21 protein-coding genes, 1 tRNA gene and 2 pseudogenes are annotated in these 22,704 nt (G+C 71.9%); 7 read left to right on the top strand and 17 right to left on the bottom strand.

The features are described 5' to 3' along the window. Nucleotides 1–29 precede the first annotated feature (29 nt). From tmk to MOTC310_RS00290, 3 genes are all read right to left on the bottom strand, one after another. Nucleotides 30–752 carry a dTMP kinase gene (gene tmk / locus MOTC310_RS00300; RefSeq protein WP_331300407.1) on the bottom strand — a complete coding sequence of 241 codons (723 nt, stop codon included), beginning with the start codon at nt 750–752 and terminating at the stop codon, nt 30–32. Between the two features lie 10 nt (nt 753–762). After that, nucleotides 763–1,995, bottom strand: coding sequence for a D-alanyl-D-alanine carboxypeptidase family protein (locus tag MOTC310_RS00295; protein ID WP_331291728.1), 1,233 nt, complete (start codon nt 1,993–1,995; stop codon nt 763–765). 164 nt (nt 1,996–2,159) lie between these two features. Continuing rightward, nucleotides 2,160–2,393: a hypothetical protein gene (locus MOTC310_RS00290; protein WP_331301487.1), complete on the bottom strand. Its 234-nt coding sequence runs from the start codon at nt 2,391–2,393 to the stop codon at nt 2,160–2,162. Here MOTC310_RS00290 and MOTC310_RS00285 point away from each other — a divergent pair. Next, a pseudogene (locus MOTC310_RS00285) lies at nt 2,302–2,517 on the top strand (Hsp70 family protein); the annotation flags it as partial. The gene MOTC310_RS00290 and the pseudogene MOTC310_RS00285 overlap by 92 nt on opposite strands. Here the strand turns inward: MOTC310_RS00285 and MOTC310_RS00280 are convergent. The 3 genes from MOTC310_RS00280 to MOTC310_RS00270 all read right to left on the bottom strand — a co-directional run bounded on the left by MOTC310_RS00280 (nt 2,508) and on the right by MOTC310_RS00270 (nt 4,856). Next, nucleotides 2,508–3,050 (bottom strand): septal ring lytic transglycosylase RlpA family protein, encoded by a 543-nt coding sequence (locus MOTC310_RS00280; RefSeq protein WP_331301438.1) that lies wholly within the window; start codon nt 3,048–3,050, stop codon nt 2,508–2,510. The pseudogene MOTC310_RS00285 and the gene MOTC310_RS00280 overlap by 10 nt on opposite strands. Before the next feature lie 848 nt (nt 3,051–3,898). Beyond that, on the bottom strand, nt 3,899–4,225 hold the full coding sequence (locus tag MOTC310_RS00275) for a ribbon-helix-helix domain-containing protein (RefSeq protein WP_331291726.1): 327 nt from the start codon (nt 4,223–4,225) through the stop codon (nt 3,899–3,901). Beyond that, a complete protein-coding gene (locus MOTC310_RS00270; RefSeq protein WP_012318487.1) occupies nt 4,209–4,856 on the bottom strand; it encodes a ParA family protein in 648 nt (215 codons plus the stop codon). Before MOTC310_RS00270 ends, MOTC310_RS00275 begins: the two co-directional genes overlap by 17 nt. Before the next feature lie 371 nt (nt 4,857–5,227). Between MOTC310_RS00270 and MOTC310_RS00265 the strand changes: the two genes are divergently transcribed. Beyond that, nucleotides 5,228–5,788, top strand: a complete 561-nt coding sequence (locus tag MOTC310_RS00265) for a PAS domain-containing protein (protein ID WP_331291725.1) — start codon at nt 5,228–5,230, stop codon at nt 5,786–5,788. Nucleotides 5,789–5,900: 112 nt separating this feature from the next. Further along, nucleotides 5,901–7,538 carry an acyl-CoA synthetase gene (locus tag MOTC310_RS00260; RefSeq protein WP_331300406.1) on the top strand — a complete coding sequence of 546 codons (1,638 nt, stop codon included), beginning with the start codon at nt 5,901–5,903 and terminating at the stop codon, nt 7,536–7,538. Between the two features lie 45 nt (nt 7,539–7,583). On the opposite strand, the gene MOTC310_RS00255 is transcribed toward MOTC310_RS00260, so the two are convergent. Beyond that, on the bottom strand, nt 7,584–7,769 hold the full coding sequence (locus tag MOTC310_RS00255; RefSeq protein WP_331291723.1) for a hypothetical protein: 186 nt from the start codon (nt 7,767–7,769) through the stop codon (nt 7,584–7,586). A 288-nt stretch (nt 7,770–8,057) separates the two neighbouring features. Here MOTC310_RS00255 and MOTC310_RS00250 point away from each other — a divergent pair. Continuing rightward, nucleotides 8,058–9,318 (top strand): annotated as a pseudogene (locus MOTC310_RS00250) (alpha/beta hydrolase). A gap of 250 nt (nt 9,319–9,568) precedes the next feature. Further along, nucleotides 9,569–11,863, top strand: coding sequence for a TonB-dependent siderophore receptor (locus tag MOTC310_RS00245; RefSeq protein WP_331300405.1), 2,295 nt, complete (start codon nt 9,569–9,571; stop codon nt 11,861–11,863). Between the two features lie 135 nt (nt 11,864–11,998). Here MOTC310_RS00245 and MOTC310_RS00240 read toward each other — a convergent pair whose 3' ends face one another. The 9 genes from MOTC310_RS00240 to MOTC310_RS00200 form a co-directional block, all read right to left on the bottom strand. Continuing rightward, nucleotides 11,999–12,364: a hypothetical protein gene (locus MOTC310_RS00240; protein WP_331300404.1), complete on the bottom strand. Its 366-nt coding sequence runs from the start codon at nt 12,362–12,364 to the stop codon at nt 11,999–12,001. Between the two features lie 95 nt (nt 12,365–12,459). Beyond that, a complete protein-coding gene (locus tag MOTC310_RS00235; protein ID WP_331300403.1) occupies nt 12,460–12,582 on the bottom strand; it encodes a hypothetical protein in 123 nt (40 codons plus the stop codon). A 17-nt stretch (nt 12,583–12,599) separates the two neighbouring features. After that, nucleotides 12,600–12,890, bottom strand: coding sequence for a hypothetical protein (locus tag MOTC310_RS00230; RefSeq protein ID WP_331300402.1), 291 nt, complete (start codon nt 12,888–12,890; stop codon nt 12,600–12,602). A gap of 144 nt (nt 12,891–13,034) precedes the next feature. Beyond that, nucleotides 13,035–13,919 carry a putative selenate ABC transporter substrate-binding protein gene (locus MOTC310_RS00225; RefSeq protein ID WP_331300401.1) on the bottom strand — a complete coding sequence of 295 codons (885 nt, stop codon included), beginning with the start codon at nt 13,917–13,919 and terminating at the stop codon, nt 13,035–13,037. Between the two features lie 204 nt (nt 13,920–14,123). Then, the gene (locus MOTC310_RS00220; RefSeq protein ID WP_331300400.1) at nt 14,124–15,449 is read right to left on the bottom strand and encodes an adenylate/guanylate cyclase domain-containing protein; all 1,326 of its coding nucleotides are present in this window, start codon (nt 15,447–15,449) and stop codon (nt 14,124–14,126) included. Next, the gene (gene hflX / locus MOTC310_RS00215; RefSeq protein ID WP_331300399.1) at nt 15,449–16,861 is read right to left on the bottom strand and encodes a GTPase HflX; all 1,413 of its coding nucleotides are present in this window, start codon (nt 16,859–16,861) and stop codon (nt 15,449–15,451) included. The genes MOTC310_RS00220 and hflX overlap by 1 nt, the downstream gene beginning before the upstream one ends. A 333-nt stretch (nt 16,862–17,194) precedes the next feature. Further along, a complete protein-coding gene (gene hfq, locus MOTC310_RS00210; RefSeq protein ID WP_007563033.1) occupies nt 17,195–17,446 on the bottom strand; it encodes an RNA chaperone Hfq in 252 nt (83 codons plus the stop codon). Nucleotides 17,447–17,642: 196 nt separating this feature from the next. After that, a complete protein-coding gene (ntrX, locus tag MOTC310_RS00205) occupies nt 17,643–19,007 on the bottom strand; it encodes a nitrogen assimilation response regulator NtrX (protein WP_012318476.1) in 1,365 nt (454 codons plus the stop codon). Beyond that, a complete protein-coding gene (locus MOTC310_RS00200; RefSeq protein WP_331300398.1) occupies nt 19,004–21,439 on the bottom strand; it encodes a sensor histidine kinase NtrY-like in 2,436 nt (811 codons plus the stop codon). Before MOTC310_RS00200 ends, ntrX begins: the two co-directional genes overlap by 4 nt. Nucleotides 21,440–21,570: 131 nt before the next feature. On the opposite strand from MOTC310_RS00200, the gene MOTC310_RS00195 reads away from it, so the two are divergent. Together MOTC310_RS00195 and MOTC310_RS00190 are read left to right on the top strand one after the other, a co-directional pair. Further along, nucleotides 21,571–21,663 (top strand) — tRNA-Sec (locus MOTC310_RS00195). A 210-nt stretch (nt 21,664–21,873) separates the two neighbouring features. Next, on the top strand, nt 21,874–22,110 hold the full coding sequence (locus MOTC310_RS00190) for a hypothetical protein (protein ID WP_331291712.1): 237 nt from the start codon (nt 21,874–21,876) through the stop codon (nt 22,108–22,110). A 22-nt stretch (nt 22,111–22,132) separates the two neighbouring features. Here the strand turns inward: MOTC310_RS00190 and MOTC310_RS00185 are convergent, their stop codons facing one another. Beyond that, on the bottom strand, nt 22,133–22,537 hold the full coding sequence (locus tag MOTC310_RS00185) for a hypothetical protein (RefSeq protein ID WP_331300397.1): 405 nt from the start codon (nt 22,535–22,537) through the stop codon (nt 22,133–22,135). Between the last annotated feature and the right edge of the window lie 167 nt (nt 22,538–22,704).

The raw sequence follows: 22,704 nt of genomic DNA, 5'->3' as shown, positions 1-22,704 counted from the left end.
GGACCGGGATCGGCTAGGTCGGGCCATCCTCACGCCGCATCGCCGCGGCTGCCCGCGCCCGGCAGCAGGTCCGGCAACAGGTCCGGCATCCGGCCCGCGACGGCGGCGCGGATCGCCGCCTCGACCGCGTCGGGGTCGAGGGACGCGTCGATCACCGCGCAGCGGTCCGGCTCGGCCCGGGCGATCGCCAGGAAGGCTTCCCGCAGGCGGACGTGGAAGTCGAGGGCCTCGGCCTCGAACCGGTCGGCCCCCTGCCCCGTCCCGGCGCCGCGCCCGGCCGCGCGGGCGAGGCCGGCCTCGGGGGCGAGGTCGAGGATCAGGGTGAGGTCGGGCCGGGTCGGGCCGACGACGACCCGCTCCAGGGCGTCCACGAGCCCAGGATCGAGCCCCCCGGCTGCGCCCTGGTAGGCCCGGGTCGAGTCGATGAAGCGGTCGCACAGCACGGTCTCGCCCCGGCGCAGCGCCGGGCGGATCAGCCGGTCGAGGTGGTCGATCCGGGCGGCGCTGAACAGCAGGGCCTCCGCGAACGGGCCGTAGGGCTTGGCGACGCCGTCGAGCAGCGCCGTGCGGATCTCCTCCGCCCGCGGCGAGCCGCCAGGCTCGCGCGTCACGCAGACGGGCCGGCCCGAGCGCGCGCGCAGGGTCGCGGCGAGGCGGGCGATCTGGGTCGACTTGCCGGCTCCCTCCCCGCCCTCGAAGGTGATGAAGGTGCCGCCCGCCTCGGCGGGATCCCCGGACAGCGGCCCGGTCACGCGCGCCCCGTCACGACGGGTTGGCCGCCCCGGCAGCACCCTTGTCGGCCCCCTTGTCCCCGCCCTTGCCGCCCCGGTCGAAGGCCTTGCGGACGAGGCCGGTGCCGAATTCCAGCGCCGCGTCCATCGCCCGCTGCGACAGGGTGCCGGGCTCCACCGCGGCGCCGGCGACGAGCGGCTGGTCGAGGGCGACGGTGTCGCCGCGCTGGATGCGCAGGACGCCGACCCGCTGGCCCTCCTCCACGGGGGCCACGAGGGGCCCGGTATAGATCACCTTGGCGCTGACCCGGTCGCTGGAGCCGCGGGGCAGCAGCACCCGCACCGGCTTCTTCGCCACCAGCGGCACCGAGCCGGTCTGGCCGCCGAACACCGAGGCCTCGGCCACGGTCTCGCCCGGCGCGAAGACCTGCCGCGGCTCGAAGGCGCGGAACCCCCATTCCATCAGCTTGCGCGACTCGGCGGCACGGTCCCGGGCGGTCTTCAGCCCCGAGACCACCAGCACGAGCCGCTGGCCGTTCTGCACCGCCGAGCCGGTGAGCGCGTAGCCGGATTCCTCCAGGTAGCCGGTCTTGAGCCCGTCCGCGCCGATGTCGAGGGCGAGCAGCGGGTTGCGGTTCTGCTGGCGGATCTTGTTCCAGGTGAACTCCTTCTCGGAGAAGATCTTGTAGTAGTCCGGGTAGGTCTCGATGATGTGCAGCGCGAGCTTCGCCATGTCCCGGGCCGTAACCTTCTGGTCGGGCGCCGAATAGCCGGTGGCGTTGCGGAAGGTCGAGTTCGTCAGCCCGATCTCCTTGGCGCGCTGGTTCATCAGCCCGGCGAAGGCCTCCTCGGAACCGGCCATGTTCTCCGCGATGGTGATGGCCGCGTCGTTGCCCGACTGCACGATCAGGCCGCGCAGCAGGTCCGCCATCTTGATGCGGCTGTTGACCTGCGCGAACATCGACGAGCCGCCGCCGCCCGCCCCACCGCGCTTCCACGCGTCCTCGGTGACGGTGAACTCCGTGTCCATCGACAGGCGGCCGGATTTCAGCGCCTCGAACACGATGTCGGTGGTCATCAGCTTGGCCATGCTGGCCGGCGAGAACCGCTCGTCGGCGGCCTTCTCGAACAGGACCGAGCCGGAATCGGCGTCGATCAGGATCGCGTGCGGGGCCGCGGTCTGGAAGCTCTGCGCGGCGGCGGCGGCGAGGCCGGCGCCCAGCGCGCAGGCGGCCGCGAGAAGGGTGAGAAGGGGTCTGCGCATCACCGTTCCGTCCCGCGCCTGCCGTCGGACCGGAAGCATCCCGGCCGTATCCCAATAACAAGCGTGACCATATTACGGTTTCGGCGCCGGATCGAATGCGAAATGCCGCATCGACGCCGCGTCGGCCGCCGGATCCTTCGGCGGGGCGGCGTCCGGGGCGGCCGTCAGTAGATCCCGGCGAGGCGGGCGTGTCCCGCCTTCGCGGCGGTTTTGGTGGACGGCCCCTTGGAGACGGGTGCCCTGGGGGATGTCGTGGCGGGGGCGGCCCCGGCCGGCGCGCCGTGCTTGGCGGCCGCCGCCTTGGCGTACTCGCCGTCGCAGATCTCCGCCTTCACGCTGCAGAAGATGAAGGAGACCGCCGAGTCGCATCTCGGCCAGCCGGTCACGCAGGCGGTCATCACGGTCCCGGCCTACTTCAACGACGCCCAGCGTCAGGCCACCAAGGATGCCGGCAAGATCGCGGGCCTCGAGGTGCTGCGCATCATCAACGAGCCGACCGCGGCGGCGCTCGCCTACGGCCTCGGGGCGGTGGGCTGCACGGCCGCCGGGACCGTCACGGCGGCCGAGGCCAGCACGATCGGCGCGCGCACCGGCGCTGTCCGCTCGGGCCGCGTGGCCGGGGCCTCGGCGGGCGCCTTCTCGGCCTCCTCCGCCTCGGCGGGTTTGAAGGCCAGCGCCGGGGCGGAGCGCGTGTAGCGCTCCGTGTCCTCCGTCGGGCCGAGATCGGCCACCATCACGGTCGAGCGGCCGGCCGGCCGCCCGTCGGTGCGCAGGCTGGCGAGGAGCTTGCGGTCGTCGCTGCCGGCCACCGAGGCCTTGCCGACATACTCGACGCGCACCCGCGCGGTGCCCTTCCGGTGGAAGCCCAGCGCGTCGGCCGCCTCCTCCGACACGTCCATGACCCGGCCGGCATGGTAGGGGCCGCGGTCGTTGACGCGCACCAGCATCGAGTAGCCGTTGTCGAGGTTCGTCACCCGGGCGTAGCTCGGCAGCGGCAGGGTCGGGTGGGCGGCGGCGATCGAGTGGCGGTCGAAGACCTCGCCGTTGGCTGTCATGCGGCCGTGGAAGGCCGCGCCGTACCAGGAGGCCAGCCCCTCGCGCACGTAGCCGTTCGGATTCTCCTTCGGCACGTAGGTCTGGCCGGCCACCACGTAGGGCTTGCCGGTGTAGCGGCGCCCGCCGCCCTTCGGGATCACGTCGCCCTCGTTGTAGAGGCGCGGGCTCGCCTTGACCCCGTATTTCGGGTCGATCCCGTTCCCGGCGGCGAGCTTCTGCTGGGGCGAGGTCGCGCAGTTGGCCGTGGCCAGGGCCACGCCCGAGACGGCCATGAGCCGTAGGGCGAGGCGCGCAGGCCGGGGAAGCGTCGTGCGCACCATCGTGGGGTTCACCAAACTCTACGCGTGACCGGGGCCCGACCGGACCGGAGCCGGCCGCGTGCACAGGGCCGCGACCAGTCCACCCAGATTTGTAGCGGTCGCGTAAAGGAAGCCTGAACGATGGGGCGCGACCGGGCTCAGGAAGCGGGCCGTGCGCCTGCCCGGATCTCGAGCGATGCGCGAGGAGCAGGAGGCAAGCCTCTGTCTCGGAACGGGTTTGTCGCCATCGCACCGTCGCGCGCATCGGGCCGTCCCGGAGCGCGGCACCCGTCTTTTCCGTGTGGGCGCGGGGCAGGGTCAGGGCCGCGGCGGCCCGGAACGGGGCAGGCGCGGAGGCCGCGCGCCGGTCGATCCGCGCCCTCCTTTCGGGGCGCCGCGGGCGCGCCCGGGATCCGGAGCCGTGGTCGGTGCCCCGCTCCGGCGCCGCGGCGCGGTCCTGGGATGGCCCGACGGGGCGGCCGCTGCCTGCGGAACAGCGGCTCGCACCCAGAGTGGCCGCGCCGCTGCGGGTGCGAGCCGACCTGCCCTCAGCGGGACTGCGTGTCGGTGAGCTGCGCGATTGACTGGGCGCCGCGCTGCTTGAACAGCAGGTCGAGACCTTCCAGCATCAGCGCGTGCATCTTGGTCCGCTCGGCGTAGGCGAGGTCGCGCAGCTGGTCGTAGACCGGTGGCTCCAGGTAGACCGACATCTGGCGGGCGCGCTGCTTGAGCGTGGCCGCGGGTTTCGGCGCCGGGGGCGCGAGGGAGAGCGACACGATCTCGGCGCCCTGCGGCCGGACCGCCGGCGCGGACCGGGCCGGCGGGCTCGCCGAGGCCACGATCGCCGCGAGGCTGAGCTTAGGCGGCTTGGACATGCTGGCCCGTCCTCAGGGACTGCGTGCGGCGCTCGATCCAGGACCAGAGGCGGCGGACCTCCCCGGCGGCCTGGCCCTTGGGGTTGAATTCGGTGACGCCCTGGCCGAGGCCGATCGCGTCCTGATGGTCGGTGCGGGCGACGATGTTCACGTCGGGCAGGATGCCGAGCACCGCGAGCCCGTCCGCGGCGTCGCGGACCCGGTAGGAGCGCGGCGGGGTCTGGTTCAGCACGAAGGCGAACTTCTTCTCCAGCCGGTAGACGGCGGCCAGTGTCGGCTTGAACGCCCGCAGGTCCGCGGGCGTCGGCCGGCACGGGATGATGCACAGATCCGCGGCGCGGATCGCCGAGAGAGTGCCGGTGGAGTCGACGCCGGGCGTGTCGATGAACACGTAGTCGTAGGCAGAGTCGCGCAGGCGCTCCATCACGGCGTCGATCTGGGTGGCGTCGATCTGCGCCACCTCGGGACCGTCGGCCGTGCGGTGGTCCAGCCAGTCGGAGATCGTGGCCTGCCGGTCCATCTCCAGGATGCAGACCGTGTGGCCCGCCTCCCGGGCGGCCACCGCCAGGGAGATGCACAGCGTGCTCTTGCCGCTGCCGCCCTTCTGCGTGACGAAGGTGATCGCTTTCATCCCGGGCGTCCTCCAGAAGGCCCCATGCATCCGTCCGGGCGCCCGCAACCGCCGGTCGCCGCGCCGTCTGTGCCAACCTCAGGTATGGGATTTGCGGCGTGCCGCGATCCTGTGACCCAAGGATGTCCGGGCACAGGTTGGGGCCGACATGGTTAACGAGCCGTTAAGACCGTGGTCCGTCCGGATATCCCGGCCCAGTGCGGCGGCAGGACAGCAGTCTAAACTTCAAGTTAAGATTCTTGGCATATAGAGGGTTAACAGCCTTTCCAGCGACGCCCGGATACCGTAGCGTGAGCGCGGGTGAGACGAGGAGCTTGGTGGGGGTGAAAACCTCAAGTTTAAAGACAAGGATCGCCCCATCGAGGAATGGCATGTCCGAAGCCCCGATCCCGCAATCCATTCTGGAGGCCTCCGGCGTCGTGGGCACCTGGGCCCACGATTACTGGGCGGGGCAGCTGGCGCTCTCGGCCTCGCTCGCGGATCTGCTCGGGCTGGACCCTGAGGCGGCCGCCGCCGGCGTGTCCCTGGAGGCCTTCCTCGATCGCACCCATCCCGAGGACCGCGTCCGGATCGAGAGCTATCTCCACGCGGTGGCCGAGACCGGCGGTCCCGTCGAGGCAGAGTTCCGCACGACGGACACGCGCACCGGGATCCGCACGCTGCTGATGCGCGGCCGGATCGAGCGGGACCCCGCCGGCGGGGCGACCCGGGGGCGCGGCATCGCCATCGACCGCACCGAGGAGCAGGCCGCCAACCTCGTGCAGAGCGAGCGGGTGGTGAACCGGATGGCCGAGCACATCATCGCCCTGCGCGACCTCGCCCGCGCCCTGCACCGGCCGACGCTCACCGACCGGATCGAGCACCTGATGATCGAGATCGGCTTCGAGCTCGCCCGCTTCCTGCCGGAGCCCGAGGACGAGCAGCGCCACTGAGCGCGTCTGAGCCCAGCACGGGGCGCGTCACCGAGGAAGCCTGCGCCTCACGATTGATCGCGAACGTCCCGGCAAGCTACTGTCCCGGCAACACTTTGCCGGGAGGACGGGCATGGCCCGCGACACGATCTACGACCGCGACCTCGACCGCGTCCCGGCCAACCACCAGCCGCTGACGCCCCTGCTCTACTTGGACCGGGCCGCGCGGGTGTTTCCCGACCACGTCGCGGTGGTCCACGGCGGCCTGCGGCGGCCCTACCGGGAGCTCTATGCCCGCGCCCGCCGCCTCGCCTCGGCGCTGGCGGCGCGCGGGATCGGCCGCGGCGACACCGTGGCGGCCCTGCTCGCCAACACCCCCGAGATGATCGAGTGCCATTACGGCGTGCCGATGGCCGGGGCGGTGCTCAACACCCTCAACACCCGTCTCGACGCCGGCGCGATCCGGTTCTGCCTCCAGCACGGGGAGGCCAAGGTGCTGATCACCGACCGCGAGTTCTCCCGGACGGCCGCCGCGGCCCTGGAGGGGCTCGAGCCCAAGCCCTTCGTGATCGACGTCGACGATCCCGAATATGACGGCCCGGGTGCCCGCCTCGGCGCGACCGACTACGAGGCCTTCCTGGCCGAGGGCGACCCGGAGCACGCGTGGCGTCTGCCGGACGACGAGTGGGACGCGATCACCCTGAACTACACGTCGGGCACCACCGGCGACCCGAAGGGCGTGGTCTACCACCATCGCGGGGCGGCGCTGCTGGCGCTCGGCAACGTCATCACGGGCGGGCTCGGCCAGCACCCGGTCTATCTCTGGACCCTGCCGATGTTCCACTGCAACGGCTGGTGCTTCCCCTGGACCCTGTCGATCGTGGCCGGGACCCATGTCTGTCTGCGCCAAGTCCGGGCGGAGGCCATGTACCGGCTGATGGCCGAGCACGGGGTCACGCATCTCTGCGGCGCGCCGATCGTGATGCAGATGCTGATCAACGCCTCCGATGCCGAGCGCTGCGACCTGCCCCGGCGCGTGGCCTTCTTCACCGCCGCCGCACCGCCGCCGGAGGCGGTGCTGGCCGGCATGTCGGAGGCGGGGTTCGACGTCACGCACCTCTACGGCCTGACCGAGAGCTACGGCCCGGCCGTGGTCAACGCCTGGCACGCCGACTGGGACGCGCTCGCCGCTGACCAGCGGGCGGCCCGGAAGGCCCGCCAGGGCGTGCGCTACCCGGTGCTTGAGGCCCTCGACGTCCGCGACCCGGAGACGCTGGAGCCGGTGCCCGCCGACGGGGCGACGATCGGCGAGGTGATGATGCGCGGCAACGTGGTGATGCGCGGCTACCTGAAGAATCCCGCCGCCACGCAGGCTGCCTTCAAGGGCGGCTGGTTCCGCACCGGCGATCTCGGGGTGAAGCACCCGGACGGCTACGTGCAGCTCAAGGACCGCTCGAAGGACATCATCATCTCAGGAGGCGAGAACATCTCGTCGATCGAGGTCGAGGACGCCCTGTTCAAGCACCCGGCGGTGGCCGCGGCCGCGGTGGTGGCCAAGCCTGACGCGAAATGGGGCGAGACCCCTTGCGCCTTCGTCGAGCTGAAGCCCGGCGCGACCCCCACGGCCGACGAGCTGATCCAGTGGTGCCGAGGGCGTTTGGCCTCCTACAAGCTCCCCCGCCACGTGGTCTTCGGCGAGTTGCCCAAGACGTCCACCGGCAAGGTGCAGAAGTTCATCCTGCGGGAGCGGGCCCGGCAGGACGGGGCCTGATCGGCGCCCGGGTCGGTGACATTCGGCCGCCGCGGCGCGGGCCGGTCAGGCCTGCGGCGGATCCCGCCGGTCGGCGCGGACCGGGACCGGCACGGCTTTCGGGGCGGATCCGGCGTCGCGGAGGTCGGCCAGGATCTGGGCGACGAAGGCCTGGAGCGATACCAGGCTGAACAGGGTGATGGACGCGACCAGGGCGGCGGAGACCACGGTCTTGGCGGTTTCGGGATCCACGGCGGGAGTCCTTAGGCTTCGCCCCGCCGCGGGCGATCCGGGCGAGGGGCGCCGCTGGTGGCGCCGGTGCCTCCACAAGGTGGGCGCGCCGCCCGCCCAGCGCCAGCACCGCCGCGGTCGCGCCTGGCATGCGCGGGGGGCCGGGCTCGGCCGCGATCCTAGTTACCGCGACGCTTCGTCCGACCGAAGGCGAATCGCGCGGGACAGCGCAGCTTTCCTGGCTGGCCGAACGTTGCGTTTCCCGCAATAAGCGCCGGCGCGGAGCGGCGCGCATCCGGGAGAGACGGCATGGCCGGCAGCGGCATCGCGAACGGCGCCCGCGCGGCGCTGCTCGCCGTTTCGGGGCTGATCCTGGCCGCTGGGCTGGCGGCCGGGCNATCCCGCCGACGCGGCGCCGCGGAGCGCGACCCCCGCCTCGCCGAGCTCGCCCCGGCCGCAGGCGGCGGAGCCGGGCTCGGCCGAGCCGGTGACCCGCGCCGGCTATTTCTACATCGGTGGCCGCTACCAGAAGCTCGGCGACAAGACCGTGATGATCGGCCAGATGTTCGTGCAGTCGCGCACCCCGGCCCGGATCACGCAGCCCTACCCGGTGGTGATGGTGCACGGCCTCGCCCAGACCGGCGTGAACTACCTTGCCACCGCGGACGGCCGCCCGGGCTGGGTGCAGCGCTTCGTCGAGAAGGGCTACCAAGTCTACGTGGTCGATCAGGTCGGGCGCGGGCGCTCGGGCACCAACCCGGAAGTCTACGGTCCCTACGACCGGCTCGGCACCCGCAGCCTGGAGCGCACCCACACGGCCCCGGAGGTCTACGACCTCTACCCCCAGGCCAAGCTCCACACCCGCTGGCCGGGCGGGGCCGGCGTGCAGGGCAACGCCGCCTTCGACCAGTTCTTCGCCAGCCAGGTCCCATTCCTGGCCAACAGCCAGCAGACCGAGGAGCTGGTCGACCCGGCCCTCGTGGCGCTGCTGGACAGGATCGGGCCGGCGATCCTGGTCACCCACGGCCAGGGGGCCCTGTTCGGCTGGGCGGCCTCGGACGCGCGGCCGGACCTCGTGAAGGCGCATGTCGCCGTCGAGCCGAACGGCCCGCCCTTCTTCGACGTGCAGTTTCGCGGCGGCAAGGAGTTCTGGGAGAAGACCGGCGACGGGCGCGCCCGCGCCTACGGGCTGACCCGCATGCCGCTGACCTTCGACCCGCCGGTCAAGGCGCCCGAGGACCTGACCGTGGCGCAGCAGGCGAAAGGATCCGAGTCCAAGCCCGACAAGGCGGCGGACGGGCGGATCCGCTGCTGGCTGCAGGGCGAGCCCGTCCGAACCCTGCCGAACCTCGCCAAGGTGCCGGCCGTGGTGGTGACCGCGGAGGCCTCCTTCCACGCCACCTACGACGACTGCACGATCGCGTTCCTGACCCAGGCCGGCGCCAGGCCGGACGTGGTCCGGCTGGCCGACCAGGGCCTCCACGGCAACGGCCACATGATGATGCTGGAGACGAACAGCGACGCTGTCGCGGACGTCCTGGCGGGCTGGCTCGCGGGCCGCGTGAAGTAGCCCCATCGACAGCCCTGGGCGGCTTCCGTCGCGCCGCGACCCCTGCGCCACCGATACGTGTCACTACGGCAACAGCCGTCGCCTTCCGCGCGAGGGCCGCTTGCGGCCGCGCCCGGCTGTCCGTAGTCCGTGTATAGAAAGATCAAGTATTACAGTAGTTTATCACAATTCTAAACAGCGCGGCTGAGACGTCGGAGCGAATCCGGCGCGCGCGGCCGGCTGCCCGCAGCGTCGCATCCGGCAAGAGACCATGAGAGCCGCCCAACCCCTCCCCGGCGCCCCCAACGTGATCCGGCGCGCCGCCGGGCACCTGACCCTGCGTGCCCTGCTCGCCGGCGCCTCGCTCGCCGTGCTGACCCAGGCCGCGCCGTTCCTGTCGGGCCTGGCCCTGGCCCAGGACGCGACGCCGCCGCGGCGCGGCGCCGCCAACCCGCCGGCCGGCGGCAGCGTGCAGCTCGAGGAGCTCAGCGTCACCGGCCAGGGCGGCGGGCCGACCTCCGCGGTCCGCGCAGGCGCGCCCGCCGTGGAGAGCCCGACCGGCCCGATCGACGGCTTCGTGGCGAAGCGCTCGGCGACCGCGACCAAGACCAACACCCCGCTGATCGAGACCCCGCAATCGATTACCGTCGTGGGCCGGCAGCAGCTCGACACCCAGAACGCCCAGACCCTCACCCAGGCGACCCAGTACGTCGCCGGCACCTACGCCGGCACCTTCGGCGCCGACACGCGGCTCGACTTCTTCCAGCTGCGCGGCTTCGTGGTCAGCGATTACGGCCTCTACCTCAACGGCCTGCAGCTCCTGAACTACGGCTTCGCCTACAGCCGGGTGAACACGTTCGGGCTGGAGCGCGTCGAGGTGCTGCGCGGCCCCTCCGCGGTGCTGTTCGGCGCCGGCAATCCGGGCGGCCTGATCAACCAGATCAGCAAGCGCCCGACCGAGAACCCGTTCGGCTACATCGAGGTCGGCGGCGGCTCGTTCGACCAGCGCTACGCCGCCTTCGACGTCGGCGGGCCGGCCGACCGGGAGGGCCACTGGTTCACCCGGCTCACCGGCTACGCCCGCAACGGCGGCACGCAGGTCCAGGGCGCCCCGGACGACAGCTACTACATTGCCCCGGCCTTCACCTATAAGCCGGACGGGTCGACCAAGTTCACGGTGCTGTCGAGCTTCCAGCACGACAACACGGCGGTGACGGCGAACTTCCTGCCCTACTACGGCACGGCCCGGCCGACCGTGCTCGGCCTGCGCATCCCGCGCTCGCTCAACGTTGGGGATGCCGGCTTCAACACCTACCAGCGCGACCAGGCCTTCATCGGCTACGAGTTCGAGCACGTCTTCGACGACACCTGGGCGGTGCGCCAGAACGCCCGCTACGCCTACACGCAGAGCTACCAGAACTCGTATATCGGCCAGCTCGGCTACGCTGACCCGCTGCAGACGCAGCTCGGCCGCTACCTGTTCCGGGATTCCGCCAAGATCGCGCAGCTCGACGTCGACACGCAGGCCGAGGCCAAGTTCTCCGACGGCTTCTTCCGCCACGACTTCCTGATGGGCATCGAGTACCGGAACTTCCAGATCCACGACAATCAGGCCTCGGGCTTCCCAGGCCCGAACCTCAGCATCTTCGCGCCGATCTACGGCCCGCAAACGGTGTCGGCCTCGCCCTACCTGGTCAACGCCGACTCGTTCCAGCAGGTCGGCCTCTACTTCCAGGACCAGATCAAGCTCACGCCGGAGCTGACCCTGATCCTCGGCGGCCGCCAGGATTTCGTCCAGAACACCGTCTACGACCGCCTGACGCCCGCCAACACCAACGGCCGCAACGACAGCGCCTTCACCTACCGGGCGGCGGCGATCTATAATTTCGACTTCGGCCTCGCGCCGTACATCATGTACGCGACCTCGTTCCAGCCCGAGATCGGCTCGGACATCAACAACCGGGCCTTCAGGCCCGATACGGGCGATCAGGTCGAGGGCGGCGTCAAGTTCGAGCCGCCCGGCCAGGGCTACTTCCTGACGCTGGCCGGCTTCGACATCCACCGCAACAACGTGCTCACCCCGAACCCGGTGAACACGCTGTTCAACACGCAGCTCGGCGCGGTGCGCTCCACCGGCTTCGAGGCGCAGCTCGTGGCCAACGTCGCCGACGGCCTCAACCTCGTCGCCTCGTTCACCAAGTTCGACTTCACCACCGTGCGGGATCCCGACCCGGTGCGGGTCGGCAAGACGCCGGTCAACATCCCGCAGACCCTGGCCTCGCTGTTCGCCGACTACACCATCCCGCTCGGGCCGTGGCGCGGCTTCGGCTTCGGCGGCGGCGTGCGCTACGTCGGCAGCTCGTTCGCGGACGTCGGCAACACCCTGCGGGTGCCCGACTACGTGCTGTTCGACGCGCAGGTGCACTACGATTACGAGAACTGGCGCTTCCAGGTGAACGCCACCAACCTCGCCGACCGGCGCTTCGTCGCCTCCTGCCAGTCGAACGTGTCGTGCTTCTACGGCGACGCCCGGCGGGTGCTGGCGAAAGTCAGCTACAAGTGGTGAAGCGGCTCGGACGGTCCCCTGTTGTGACCGCCCGGTCGTCGTAATCCACTCCGTCATCGCGCGCGCAGCGAAGCGACCGAGGGCTGCGTGACCCCGAATCGCTTCGCTGCGCGCGCGAGGACGGCGGCGCCCGGATCAGCCGTCCGCGGCCTCCGCCCCGGTGATCGGCTGCGGACCCGACAGCCGGGTCAGCAGGGCGTCGATCCGCAGGGACCGGCGCAGGGCTCGCGAGAAGGCGTCGACTGCCACCGTCATCAGGGCGGTGGCGGCGATCAGCACCACGGCCACGTCGAGGCGGAGCCGGACGGCGCGCGAGCGGGCGAACGGGATGGCGAGCAGCAGCCCCGTCCCGGCGCCGAGCCCGACGCCCAGCATCGCGAAGGCCACCGTGGTGACGACGCTCCAGCCCTCCACGGCGGGGCAGTCGGGCCGGATCAGGCCGCCGAGGAGCCGGGCGAGGTCGGCGAAGGGGTGGAGCGTCGTGACCTGAAGGTTCGCCACCAGCAGGCCGGCGAGCGCCGCGGCCGCGAATCAGCGGGTCACCGCCGCGTAGGCGGGCCGCGGCAGGAACGCGGCCTTGCGCGCGACGGCGCGCCTCAGGCGGCCCCGTAGAACCGGCTGAGCCGCGCCGGATCGAGGCCGGCCGAGGGCGCGTCGAGGACGATCCGGCCGGCCTCCAGCACCACGATTCGGTCGGTATGGGCGAGGGCCAGGGCCATGTCGTGGAGCGCCAGGATCAGGGTCTCGTGGCTCCGGGCCAGCTCGGCGAGGATCCGCGCGCCCTGCTGGCGGTCCAGAGCCGAGACCGGCTCGTCCCCACCAGGATCGGCCGGCCGTTGTAGAGGGCGTGGGCCACCGAGACGCGCCGCTGCTGGCCACCGGAGAGCTCCCCGGCCCCGGCCCAGAGCCGGTCCGCGAGCCCGACCCGGTCGAGGATCGCCTCCACGGCGGCGACGTCGGCCCGCGCCGGCCGGACCAGCGTGCGCAGGTTGTGCAGGGTCGACTTGCCGGCGCCCGAGCGCCCCATGAGCGCGACCCGCCCGCCCGCTCGCCCGCACGATCAGGTCGAGGCCCGAGAGCACCGGGCGCCCGTCATAGGCCGCGGAGGCGTTCGCCAGAACGATGGCCGCGTCGGAATCCGTGCCGGCCGCCGCGCCGCCCGACACGCGCGTCAGTCCAGGAAGCCGGTGGAGCGTCCGACCTCGACGAGGGGCTCGTAGGCCGCGTTGGTCACGGGGATGAATGTCGAGCGCCCGAACGGCTCCAGGATCGCCGGATCGGTGATGCCGGTCACCGCGGCCCGCAGCCTGTCGGTGAATCCGGCGCCGTAGGTCTGCTCCACGTCGCCCCGCACGGTCCACTGGTAGTCCGGGAAGGCCGGGCTCTCCCAGATCACCGAGACCGCGTGTCGGTCGAGCTTGCCGGCCTTCGTGTCGAGGTCCCAGACCAAGTAGTCGACGGCGCCGACCGCGAAGGCGCCGGACTGGACCAGCTGGATCGTGCGGCTGTGGTCGCCCGAGAAGCCGACCCGGGCGAAGACCTGCTCGGGGGCCTTCGCCGGGAAGGCCTGCCGGATGAAGTACTCGGGCATCAGCCGCCCGGAGGTCGAGGCCCGGGCGCCGAACGTGAAGGTCTGGCCCGCGACGTCCTTCGGGAAATGCGTCTCCGGCTTCAGCCCGGTGGCGGCGTTGGCGACGAGATAGGTCTTGAACGCCGCTTCCTCGGCACCCTGCGCGATCGCCTGCGCGCCCGGCACCGCCTTCCGAGCCTGGACGCCGGTGAAGCCGCCGAACCACGCGAGCTGCACCTGCCCGTTGGTGAAGGCGGTGACCGCCGCCGGGTAGCTCTTCACCGGGATGTAGCGGACCGGCACGCCGAGCTTGGCCTCGAGGGAGGCGGCGACCTTGCCGAACCGCTCGGTCAGGCGGCTCTCGTCCTGGTCGGGGATGCCGGTGAATACGAGGGGCGGGAGCGCCTTCTGGGCCACCTTCTCCTGCGCCCGCGCCGGCGCGGCGGCGGCCAGGACCGCGAATGCCCCCAGGGCGAGCCGCCCCAACCGTCCCGTTCCGAGCCTCGAACCCAGCCTCGAACCCAGCCTCGCGTCCTCGTTACACCGCGCCCACGCACGGTGGCCTCACATCCCGGCGGGCGTAGCAGAAGTTGCCGCGGCCGCCACCCGCGCGGCGCTGGGATCCCGCCCGCGGTACCGGACACCGCAAGCCGGTCGGCGCTCCGCGCGCCCAGGCCGGCCCGGTCCGCCTCACGCCCCCGGCGCCACCGCGATCGCCGACAGTGTGAGGTGCTCCGGCAGGGCGGCGTCCGGAACCGGTACGGCCCGGATCCCGGCCGGGAGGACGCCGCCGAGCAGATCCAGGAAATCCCCCGAGGCGGCGAGCTCGATCTCGGCCGCCTTGGCCCGGGTCTCGATCCGCGCCAGGGCGTTCATCGCCGGGCCCAGCACCGTGTACTCGGCCCGCACCCCGTCGTCGAAGACCCCGACCAGGAGGTCGCCCGCGTGCAGGGCGACGACCACCCGCAGGGCGAACAGCCCCTCCCGGGCGCGGGCCGCGTTGAGCGCGGCGATCCGGTCGCGGATCGACAGGGCGCAGGCGAGCGCCGCGCGCGCCTGGGCGTCGGGAGGGCCGACGACGAACTGCACCAGCACCGCGTCGCCGATATACTTGTCGACGAGGCCGCCCTGCTCCGTCACCGCCGCCTGGGCGGCCGCCCGAACGGCCAGCAGCGCCGTCACCATGGCCTCGGGAGGATGCTCGCGGGAGAGTCGCGAGAAGCCGCGGATGTCGAGCATCATCAGGCAGGCGTGGCGCCGGTGGATGCCGAGGCCGGAATCGCCGTCCTCGGCGGCGAGGTCGAGAGCGACCGTGTCGGGCACGAAGCGGGCAAGCTGGGACCGCTCGTGCTCCATGCGCAGGGCCCGCGCCACCGCGGCGCGCAGGCGGATCATGCCGTCGACCACCAGGAGGCCCGCCGCCATGAAGGTGGCGAGCCCGGTGACCTGCGCGGTCGGGAAGGTGTCGGCGTTCGGGAACAGGTCCGGATGCACCAGCCCGACCAGGAAGGCCGCGCTCCAGCAGGCGGTGACCAGCCCGCAGAACAGCAGGGTCTGCGCCACCCGCATGCTCAGGCCGGTCTGGAGCAGGAGCAGGAAGGCGGGCAGGCGGCTCACCGCGTCTGCACCGAGTCCCGCCCCGCCGCCGGCCAGCATGTGCTCGATGATCACGTAGATGGCGAGCCCGGCATTGAGCCCGGTGCCGGCCCAGCTGTAGGCGTTGGCCGCGGGGCCGCCGCCCCGCTCCCGCAGGCCGAACCAGACCGTGCCGAGGCCGTAGAGGCCGAGGATGAACCAGTGGCTCAGGGCGTGCAGCGAGCCGTCATAGGCCTGGGCCGCCATCAGCAGCACCAGCACGATCACCACCCGCAGGCCGAGCAGGCGCAGGCCGCCGCCGGCCTGCATCGCCCGCAGCACCGCCTCGTCGTCCGATCCGGAATCGGCCCGGCTCTCGGCCGGAGCCCGCGCGGGCTGCAGCGCGGAGAGCATCGAGGTGCCGGCGCTGCCCGAGGCCATCAACCGCCCCGGCCGAGGCGCCGGGCCGCCGCGAACCGGTTGAGGAAGCGCGGCTCCTTCTCGGGGGCGATCCGGACCGCGAGGTGCAGGGTGCCGTCGGCCTCCGACCGGCGGTCGAGGATCTCGGCGTTCTCGTAGAGCCAGTTCAGCGCCGCGCCGTCCTCCGGCGGCAGCGCCACCGCGAAGCTCGCGCGGTTGCGCCCGATCCGCGCCTCGATCCGGCTGGTGAGGGCGGACAGCCCCTCCCCGGTCAGCGCCGAGACCAGAACCGGCGCGGCGCTGTCGCGGTCGTTGCGGGCCTTGGTCTGGCCGCTGAGGTTCAGGAGGCGGGTGCGCTCGTCCTCGTCCAGCAGGTCGGCCTTGTTCCAGACCTCGATGATCCGGTCGGCGCTGGTCTCGATGCCGAGCTCGCGCAGGACCTCGCCGACATCCTCGGCCTGGGCCTCGGAATCGACGTGGGAGACGTCGCGCACGTGGAGCAGCACGTCGGCCTCGATGGCGTCCTCGAGCGTCGCCCGGAAGGCCGCGATCAGCGGGGTCGGCAGGTCGGAGATGAAGCCCACGGTGTCGGACAGGATCACGGTCTCGCCGTGGGGCAGCTTGGTCGCCCGGGCGGTGGGGTCGAGGGTCGCGAACAGCATGTCCTTCGCGGTGACCTCGGCACGGGTCAGCGTGTTGAACAGGCTCGACTTGCCGGCATTGGTGTAGCCGACCAGCGCCACGATCGGGTACGGGACCCGCGCCCGGCTCTGCCGGTGCAGGCCGCGCGTGCGCACCACCGCGTCGAGATCGCGCTCAATCCGGGTCATGCGCTCCTGGATCATGCGCCGGTCGGCCTCGATCTGGGTCTCGCCCGGGCCGCCCAGGAAGCCGAAGCCGCCGCGCTGGCGCTCCAGGTGGGTCCAGGAGCGGACGAGCCGGGACTTCTGGTAGGCGAGGTGGGCGTGCTCGACCTGGAGCGTGCCCTCGCGGGTCGAGGCGCGGCGCCCGAAGATCTCCAGGATCAGGCCGGTGCGGTCGATGACCTTGGCGCCCCAGGCCTTCTCCAGGTTGCGCTGCTGCACGGGCGAGAGGGCGCAGTCCATCACCACGAGGCCGATCTCGCGGGCGCGGATCAGGCCGGCGATCTCCTCGACCCGGCCCTTGCCGAGATAGGTCGAGGGCCGGATCCGCGGCAGGCTGACGGCGAGGCTCTCGACCACGTCGAGCTCGATCGCGGCGGCAAGCCCGGTCGCCTCGTCGAGGCGGGCCTCCACGGAGCGCGACGGCGCGGCCGGTCCAGGCCCGGCCCCCGACGCGCCGCGCGCGAGGTAGGGGCCGATCACCAGGGTGTGGGTCGCCGCGGCGATCTCGCCCTCGGGGGCGGCCTGCGCCTGGAGGCGGGCTTCGCCGGACGTCAGCGTCTCGCTCATGCAGCCTTTGACACCGCCGCCGGGACGCCGGCGGCTTCGTTCGAGAGGTCGGATTCGTCAGAATGGGGATGCGGGCGGGCCGGGCCAAGATGCCGGGCCGGAAACGCAGCGGATATCCGCTGCCGCCGCGCCGTCTCGGGGCCGCGCAGCGGCGCCCGGGATCCAGACCCGCCGCCGTGCCGGATCCCCGCACCCGTCGCGTCTATGGGGTCCGGACTCGCCTGCGGCGACCCGGAATCACGGCGCGCGAAGCCGGAGCAGGACGGGTGATCCTACCCCCGGGAGACACTCATCTCCGACGCAGCGGCCCCGCCCGCGTCCTGCCGCGGGCCCTCACGCCTTCTCGGCGGTCTCGTCCGGCTCGAACAGCTGCACGGGATGGCCCGGCATGATCGTGGAGATCGCGTGCTTGTAGACCAGCTGCGAGTGCCCGTCCCGGCGCAGCAGCACGCAGAAATTGTCGAACCAGGTCACCACGCCCTGGAGCTTGACGCCGTTGACGAGGAAGATGGTCAGCGGAATCTTGTTCTTGCGGACATGGTTGAGAAAGGTGTCCTGAAGGTTCTGTGCGCGTTCGCCCGCCATCTTCTTGGCCTTCTTGTTGTCCCGGCTCGCTCGGCCCGGGATGGGTATGCCGCGGTCCGGATCGTCCGATCATCCGGTCCAGGGCCGTGTATACAAACACCATGACGACGTGAAAGCGTGGGCGCAAGCAACCCCCGTTCCAGCCGATCCGTGACGGATCGGCCCCGCCCTCAACGCGCGCCCCGGCGCCGCGGCCTCACGGGCCGATGCCCAGGGACTTCAACTTGCGGTGCAAGGCCGAGCGCTCCATGCCGATGAACTCGGCGGTGCGGGAGATGTTGCCCGAGAACCGCGCGATCTGCGCCACGAGGTACTCGCGCTCGAAGATCTCGCGGGCCTCGCGGAGCGCGAGGCTCATCAGCTTCTCGCCGCCCGCGCCGCCCGGCGTCGTCGGCACCAGGGCGCCGATCTCGGAGGGCAGCATCTCCGAGGTGACCTCCTGCTCCGGGTCGGCCTGGGTCAGGATCATCAGCCGCTCGACGTTGTTCTTGAGCTGGCGGACGTTCCCCGGCCAGTTGTGCGACTGCAGCACCGCCATCGCGTCCTCGGCGATCCGGCGCTTGGGCAGGCCGGTCTGGGACGAGATGTTGTCCATGAAGAACTGGATCAGCTCCGGCACGTCCTCCCGGCGCTCCGACAGGGCCGGCACCCGGATCGGCACCACCGAGAGGCGGTGGAACAGGTCCTCGCGGAAGCGGCCGGCGGCGATCTCCTCCTGAAGGTCCCGGGAGGACGAGGAGATGATCCGCACGTCCACGTGGACCCGCGTCGTGCCCCCGACCCGCTGGAAGTTCTGGTCGACGAGGACGCGCAGGATCCGGTTCTGGGTCTCGCGCGGCATATCGGCGACCTCGTCGAGGTAGAGGGTGCCGCCATGGGCCTCCTCCAGGGCGCCGACCCGCCGGCCGCTCTCGCCCTCGACCCCGAACAGCTCCGCCTCCATGGTCTCGGGCAGGATCGCGGCGGCGTTCAAGAGCACGAACGGGCCGTTCGCGCGGGCCGAGGCCTTGTGCAGGCTGCGCGCCGCGAGCTCCTTGCCGGAGCCGAGCGCCCCGGTGATCATCACCCGGGCGTTGGTCGGCGCCACCCGGTCGAGGGTCTGGCGCAGCTGGTTGATGGCGAGCGACGTGCCGACGATGCGGTTGGTGGCGCCGGAGCGCGCCGTCAGGTCGCGGACCTCGCGCCGGAGCCGGGAGGCCTCCAGCGCCCGCTCGGCCACCAGGATCAGCCGGTCGGCCTTGAACGGCTTCTCGATGAAGTCGTAGGCGCCCGCCTTGATGGCCGAGACCGCGGTCTCGATGTTGCCGTGGCCCGAGATCATCACCACCGGCAGGTCGGGGTTGGCGGCCTTGATCAGGTCGAGCACCTGCAGGCCGTCGAGCCGGGAGCCCTGCAGCCAGATGTCGAGGAAGACGAGGTGCGGCCGGCGCGCCTCGATGGCGGCGAGCGCCTCGTCCGAGCCGCCGGCCGTGCGGCAGCGGTGGCCCTCGTCGTCCAGGATCCCGGCGACGAGGTCGCGGATGTCGGCCTCGTCGTCGACGATCAGGATATCGGCGCTCATGCGTGCATCTCCGCGATCCGGGGGGCCGTCGGCGCGGCGCCCTTCTCCTCTGTCGTGACGGGACTGGTCTCTGGGGCCGCCACCGCCGGCTCGGGCCCGTGCTCGCGCGGGACCCGCATCCGGACCTGGCCGCCGCGGCCGGCGGGATTGTCGTTCAGCTCGATCCCGCCGCCGTGCTCCTCAAGCACCTTGCTGACGATAGCAAGCCCCAGTCCGGTCCCACCCTCGCGGGTGGTCATGTAGGGCTCGAGCAGGCGCTGGCGCCCCTCGGCCGGAAATCCCTTGCCGTTGTCGGTGACGGCGATCACCGCGAACCCGTCCTCGACGGCGAGGCTGAGCGAGATCTTGCCCTTACCGAGCTCGGCCTCCGGCACCTCGGCCACCGCCTCGACGGCGTTCTTGAGGATGTTGGTGATCACCTGGCTGAGGAGCCTGATGTCGAAGGCCGCCACGATCTTTTCCGAGTTCGACGCGCCGCCTTGAGCCGAGAACGCGAAGTCGATGTCCGGGTGCGCGACCCGCATCATGAACAGGTTCTGCTTGGCGATCTCGGTGAGGTCGTTCGGCGCGATGGCGGGCTTCGGCATCCGCGCGAAGGCCGAGAACTCGTCGACCATGCGCTTGATCTCGTCCACCTGGCGCACGATCGTGGCGGTGCACTGGTCGAACACCTCCTTGTCGGCGGTGATGACCTTCCCGTACTTGCGCCGGATCCGCTCGGCGGAGAGCTGGATCGGCGTCAGCGGATTCTTGATCTCGTGGGCGATGCGGCGCGCCACGTCGCCCCAGGCGGAGCTGCGCTGGGCCTGGACGAGGTCGGTGATGTCGTCGAGCGTGACGACCGAGCCGCGGGAGGCCCCCTGCGCCTGCTCGCTCGTGACCCGCACCGTGATGGTGCGCTCGCCCCGGGACCGGGTGAGCTGGACCTGCTGCTGCTGCAGGCTGCGCGGGCGCGCCTCGCTCTCGGCGAGCACCGGCGCGAGCTCCGGTACCGCGCGGCCGAGCGGCTGGCCGACCAGGGCGTCGCTCTCCAGGTCGAGCATCCGCTCCGCGGCCGGGTTGGCGATGGTGACGAAGCCCGCCGCGTCGAGGCCGATCACCCCGGGCGAGACCCCCGACAGCACGGCTTCCGTGAAGCGGCGGCGGGTGTCGATCAGGTCGCTCGCGGCGATCAGGCCCGCGTGCTGGCGGCGCAACTCCTGGGTCATCTTGTTGAAGCTCTCGCCGAGATGGGCGAGGTCGCCGCTGGTCTTCTTGGTCGGCACCTGGGCGTAGAAGTTGCCCGACGCCACTTGGTCGGCGGCGTTGATCAGCCGCCGGATCGGCGCCACGAACCGGTTGGCGAAGTTCATCCCGAACCACACGGCCGAGAGCAGCGCGATCAGCGCGATCAGCAGGAACACCGACGCGAAGGTGATCTGGATCGAGCGGCGCAGCGAGTCGTAGGTGAGGTACTCGGCCGCCGCCGCCCGGGACACGCCCGGGAACTCGATGGCGAGCTGGCTGACCTCCCGCTGCACCATCAGCACGGCGTCGTCGTAGGCCGGCATGCGCAGCAGCGCGGCGAAGACCCGGCCCTCGGTGGGCAGGAGGCAGATCGGGTCGGCGGAATTGGCCGCGTCCTCGAAGGCCGCCGCCGAGGGCAGGCGGTTCGTCTTCAGGACGTCGATCTTGGCCCGGGCCACCACCTCGGTGGGGCCGCGCATGATCTGCGCCACCGGCAGGCCGAGATTGGTCGCCCGGGTGGTCAGGAAGGTCTGGAACCAGTCCCGGTTCACGTCGAAATTCGGTCGGGCCCGGGTGAGGTCGTCGGCGAGGATGCGGATCTCGCGAGCGAGGCTCTGGCACTGGTTCTCCTGGTAGGCGTCGGCCACCTCCACGGATTTCAGCACCACGTCGCGGACCCGGTCGGTGAAGCCGAGCGACAGGCCCCGGTCGATGGTCACGGACGCCACTACGGCGAGCAGGATCGTCGGCAGGATCGCGATCAGCGAGAACAGGCCGACGATGCGGGTGTGCAGGCGCGCCACAGCGGCGTTGGCCTTGCGGGCGTGCAGGAAGACCCGCGCCTCCCAGGCGATGATGACCGCGAGGCCGAGCACCAGGGCCGCGTTGATGGCGAGCAGCGTCACGCCGTAGGCCGGCGTCGGCGTCACCCGGATCACCCCCGCCAGGATCAGGAAGGTCGCGAGCGCCGAGACCAGGGCGGTGATCACCATGGCGGCGCCGATCCAGCCGGGACCGCGCGGGCCCGGCCGCAGGGATTCCGCCAGCGGCGTGCCGGCCGGCTGGGCCGCCTCTGGGCCCGCGGGCGTGCCCGCGTCCTGCTGATCCGCGGCCCGCTGGCCGGCGTCCTGGCCCGTCCCGTCGGTACCCCTCTCGGGAACCGGCGCGGGGCCTTCCTCTGTCCGTGAGCGTCTCAGGAACGGCATGACTGGTGCAGGGCCACAACAGTGTGGCGGAATTAATACGAATCCGGGCGTCCGGGCGGTGGACCGGCGGCGCGATCCGCCGCGGCCGGCCGGCCTTGACCCGACCCCTCCCCGCCCGTACCTCCGGCCGCGGAGGCGAACGGGGTCTGGTGGCCCTCCTGGTCTTCAAAACCAGTGGTACGCCAACAGCGTACGGTGGGTTCGATTCCCATCCGCTTCCGCCACTCTTCAGAAAGTCGCAACCGACAAATCAGTGTTCGCCGCTATCCAGGCGACATGTGCGGTAAAATTCGCAATAGTGATTTGTCGGAACCGTGAGGGTGCCGGTTCGTTTCCCGCAATCGATCCCGCGCTGGTGCTCCCGTGAAGAACCGTTCCGCCGCCACCGTCCCGTTCCCGCCGGCCCCGGCCGGCCGTGCGCGCTGAGGCCGGCCATGCTGGACAGACTCGTCACGCTCCTCCCGCCCGGCGCACGCGAGGCGCTGCGGACCCTCGCGGCGCGCCGGCCCGCGCGTCAGCCGGGGGGCGAAGCCACGATCCTGCCGGGCCTCGACACGCGGCCCGCCCCGATGGCGCCGCTGCACCCGCCCGCCGCCATCAACGACAATCCCCTCCAGGCCCTTCACGAGGCCGTCGAGCGGGATCTGCGCGCCAGCGGCCACCTGCGCTGATCCCGGGCCGAGGAGCCGCCCGTCAGCGCTTGGCCGGGGCAGGGGTCTCGGGAAGCGTCCCGGGCGCGACCCAGTGGCAGGCCGTGGTGCCGCGCACGCCGGCACAATCGTAGCTCTGTCCGCCCAGCGTCACCTTGTCGACGATGCCGGTGAACTCCGTGCGCGCCATCGCCGCGCAGCCGAGATGGTCGGTCTTGGGATCGGCCAGATGCGCCGCGGCGGCCGCCGCGCCGTCGCGCATCAGCATGCGGTAATTGGCCAGCGACGGGCAGCCGATCACCGGCGGCCCGCCCCGCCGGTCCGGGGCGCTCCTGTCGGGGCCGGCCGCGCGGGGGGCGCGGGGCGCCTGCTGCGCCAGAGCCTGCGCGGCGCCGAGGCCTAGGGCCAGCGCGACGAGGACGGCGTCGGAGAGAAGTCGGCGTGTCATGGGCCGCTCGTAGCATGACACATCCGGGGTTGCGCGTCCGCCGCGGCGCCGCGCCCGGCCGCCGCGCAGACCTGCGGGGAGACCTGCGGGGAGCTCAGGGCTTTCCTGCTGATGTTCAGGCTTGACCGCAGGCCCGCCATTTGCGAGCGCCGCGAAGGAACGGAGGA

This window comes from Methylobacterium oryzae, from assembly GCF_036441375.1.
In the GTDB taxonomy this organism is placed as follows: Bacteria; Pseudomonadota; Alphaproteobacteria; order Rhizobiales; family Beijerinckiaceae; genus Methylobacterium; species Methylobacterium oryzae_A.
The sequence above is the reverse complement of the archived record's forward strand: the minus strand, read 5'-3'. Positions and strand labels throughout refer to the sequence as shown.

Excerpts from the sequence above, each read along its gene's own strand:
- MOTC310_RS00295 (WP_331291728.1), bottom strand. The coding sequence starts at position 1,995 with ATGCGCAGACCCCTTCTCACCCTTCTCGCGGCCGCCTGCGCGCTGGGC.
- MOTC310_RS00290 (WP_331301487.1), bottom strand. The coding sequence starts at position 2,393 with ATGACCGCCTGCGTGACCGGCTGGCCGAGATGCGACTCGGCGGTCTCC.
- MOTC310_RS00280 (WP_331301438.1), bottom strand. The coding sequence starts at position 3,050 with ATGACAGCCAACGGCGAGGTCTTCGACCGCCACTCGATCGCCGCCGCC.
- MOTC310_RS00275 (WP_331291726.1), bottom strand. The coding sequence starts at position 4,225 with ATGTCCAAGCCGCCTAAGCTCAGCCTCGCGGCGATCGTGGCCTCGGCG.
- MOTC310_RS00270 (WP_012318487.1), bottom strand. The coding sequence starts at position 4,856 with ATGAAAGCGATCACCTTCGTCACGCAGAAGGGCGGCAGCGGCAAGAGC.
- MOTC310_RS00265 (WP_331291725.1), top strand. The coding sequence starts at position 5,228 with ATGTCCGAAGCCCCGATCCCGCAATCCATTCTGGAGGCCTCCGGCGTC.
- MOTC310_RS00260 (WP_331300406.1), top strand. The coding sequence starts at position 5,901 with ATGGCCCGCGACACGATCTACGACCGCGACCTCGACCGCGTCCCGGCC.
- MOTC310_RS00245 (WP_331300405.1), top strand. The coding sequence starts at position 9,569 with ATGAGAGCCGCCCAACCCCTCCCCGGCGCCCCCAACGTGATCCGGCGC.
- MOTC310_RS00235 (WP_331300403.1), bottom strand. The coding sequence starts at position 12,582 with ATGGCCCTGGCCCTCGCCCATACCGACCGAATCGTGGTGCTGGAGGCC.
- MOTC310_RS00230 (WP_331300402.1), bottom strand. The coding sequence starts at position 12,890 with ATGGGGCGCTCGGGCGCCGGCAAGTCGACCCTGCACAACCTGCGCACG.
- MOTC310_RS00220 (WP_331300400.1), bottom strand. The coding sequence starts at position 15,449 with ATGGCCTCGGGCAGCGCCGGCACCTCGATGCTCTCCGCGCTGCAGCCC.
- hflX (WP_331300399.1), bottom strand. The coding sequence starts at position 16,861 with ATGAGCGAGACGCTGACGTCCGGCGAAGCCCGCCTCCAGGCGCAGGCC.
- hfq (WP_007563033.1), bottom strand. The coding sequence starts at position 17,446 with ATGGCGGGCGAACGCGCACAGAACCTTCAGGACACCTTTCTCAACCAT.
- ntrX (WP_012318476.1), bottom strand. The coding sequence starts at position 19,007 with ATGAGCGCCGATATCCTGATCGTCGACGACGAGGCCGACATCCGCGAC.
- MOTC310_RS00200 (WP_331300398.1), bottom strand. The coding sequence starts at position 21,439 with ATGCCGTTCCTGAGACGCTCACGGACAGAGGAAGGCCCCGCGCCGGTT.
- MOTC310_RS00190 (WP_331291712.1), top strand. The coding sequence starts at position 21,874 with ATGCTGGACAGACTCGTCACGCTCCTCCCGCCCGGCGCACGCGAGGCG.
- MOTC310_RS00185 (WP_331300397.1), bottom strand. The coding sequence starts at position 22,537 with ATGACACGCCGACTTCTCTCCGACGCCGTCCTCGTCGCGCTGGCCCTA.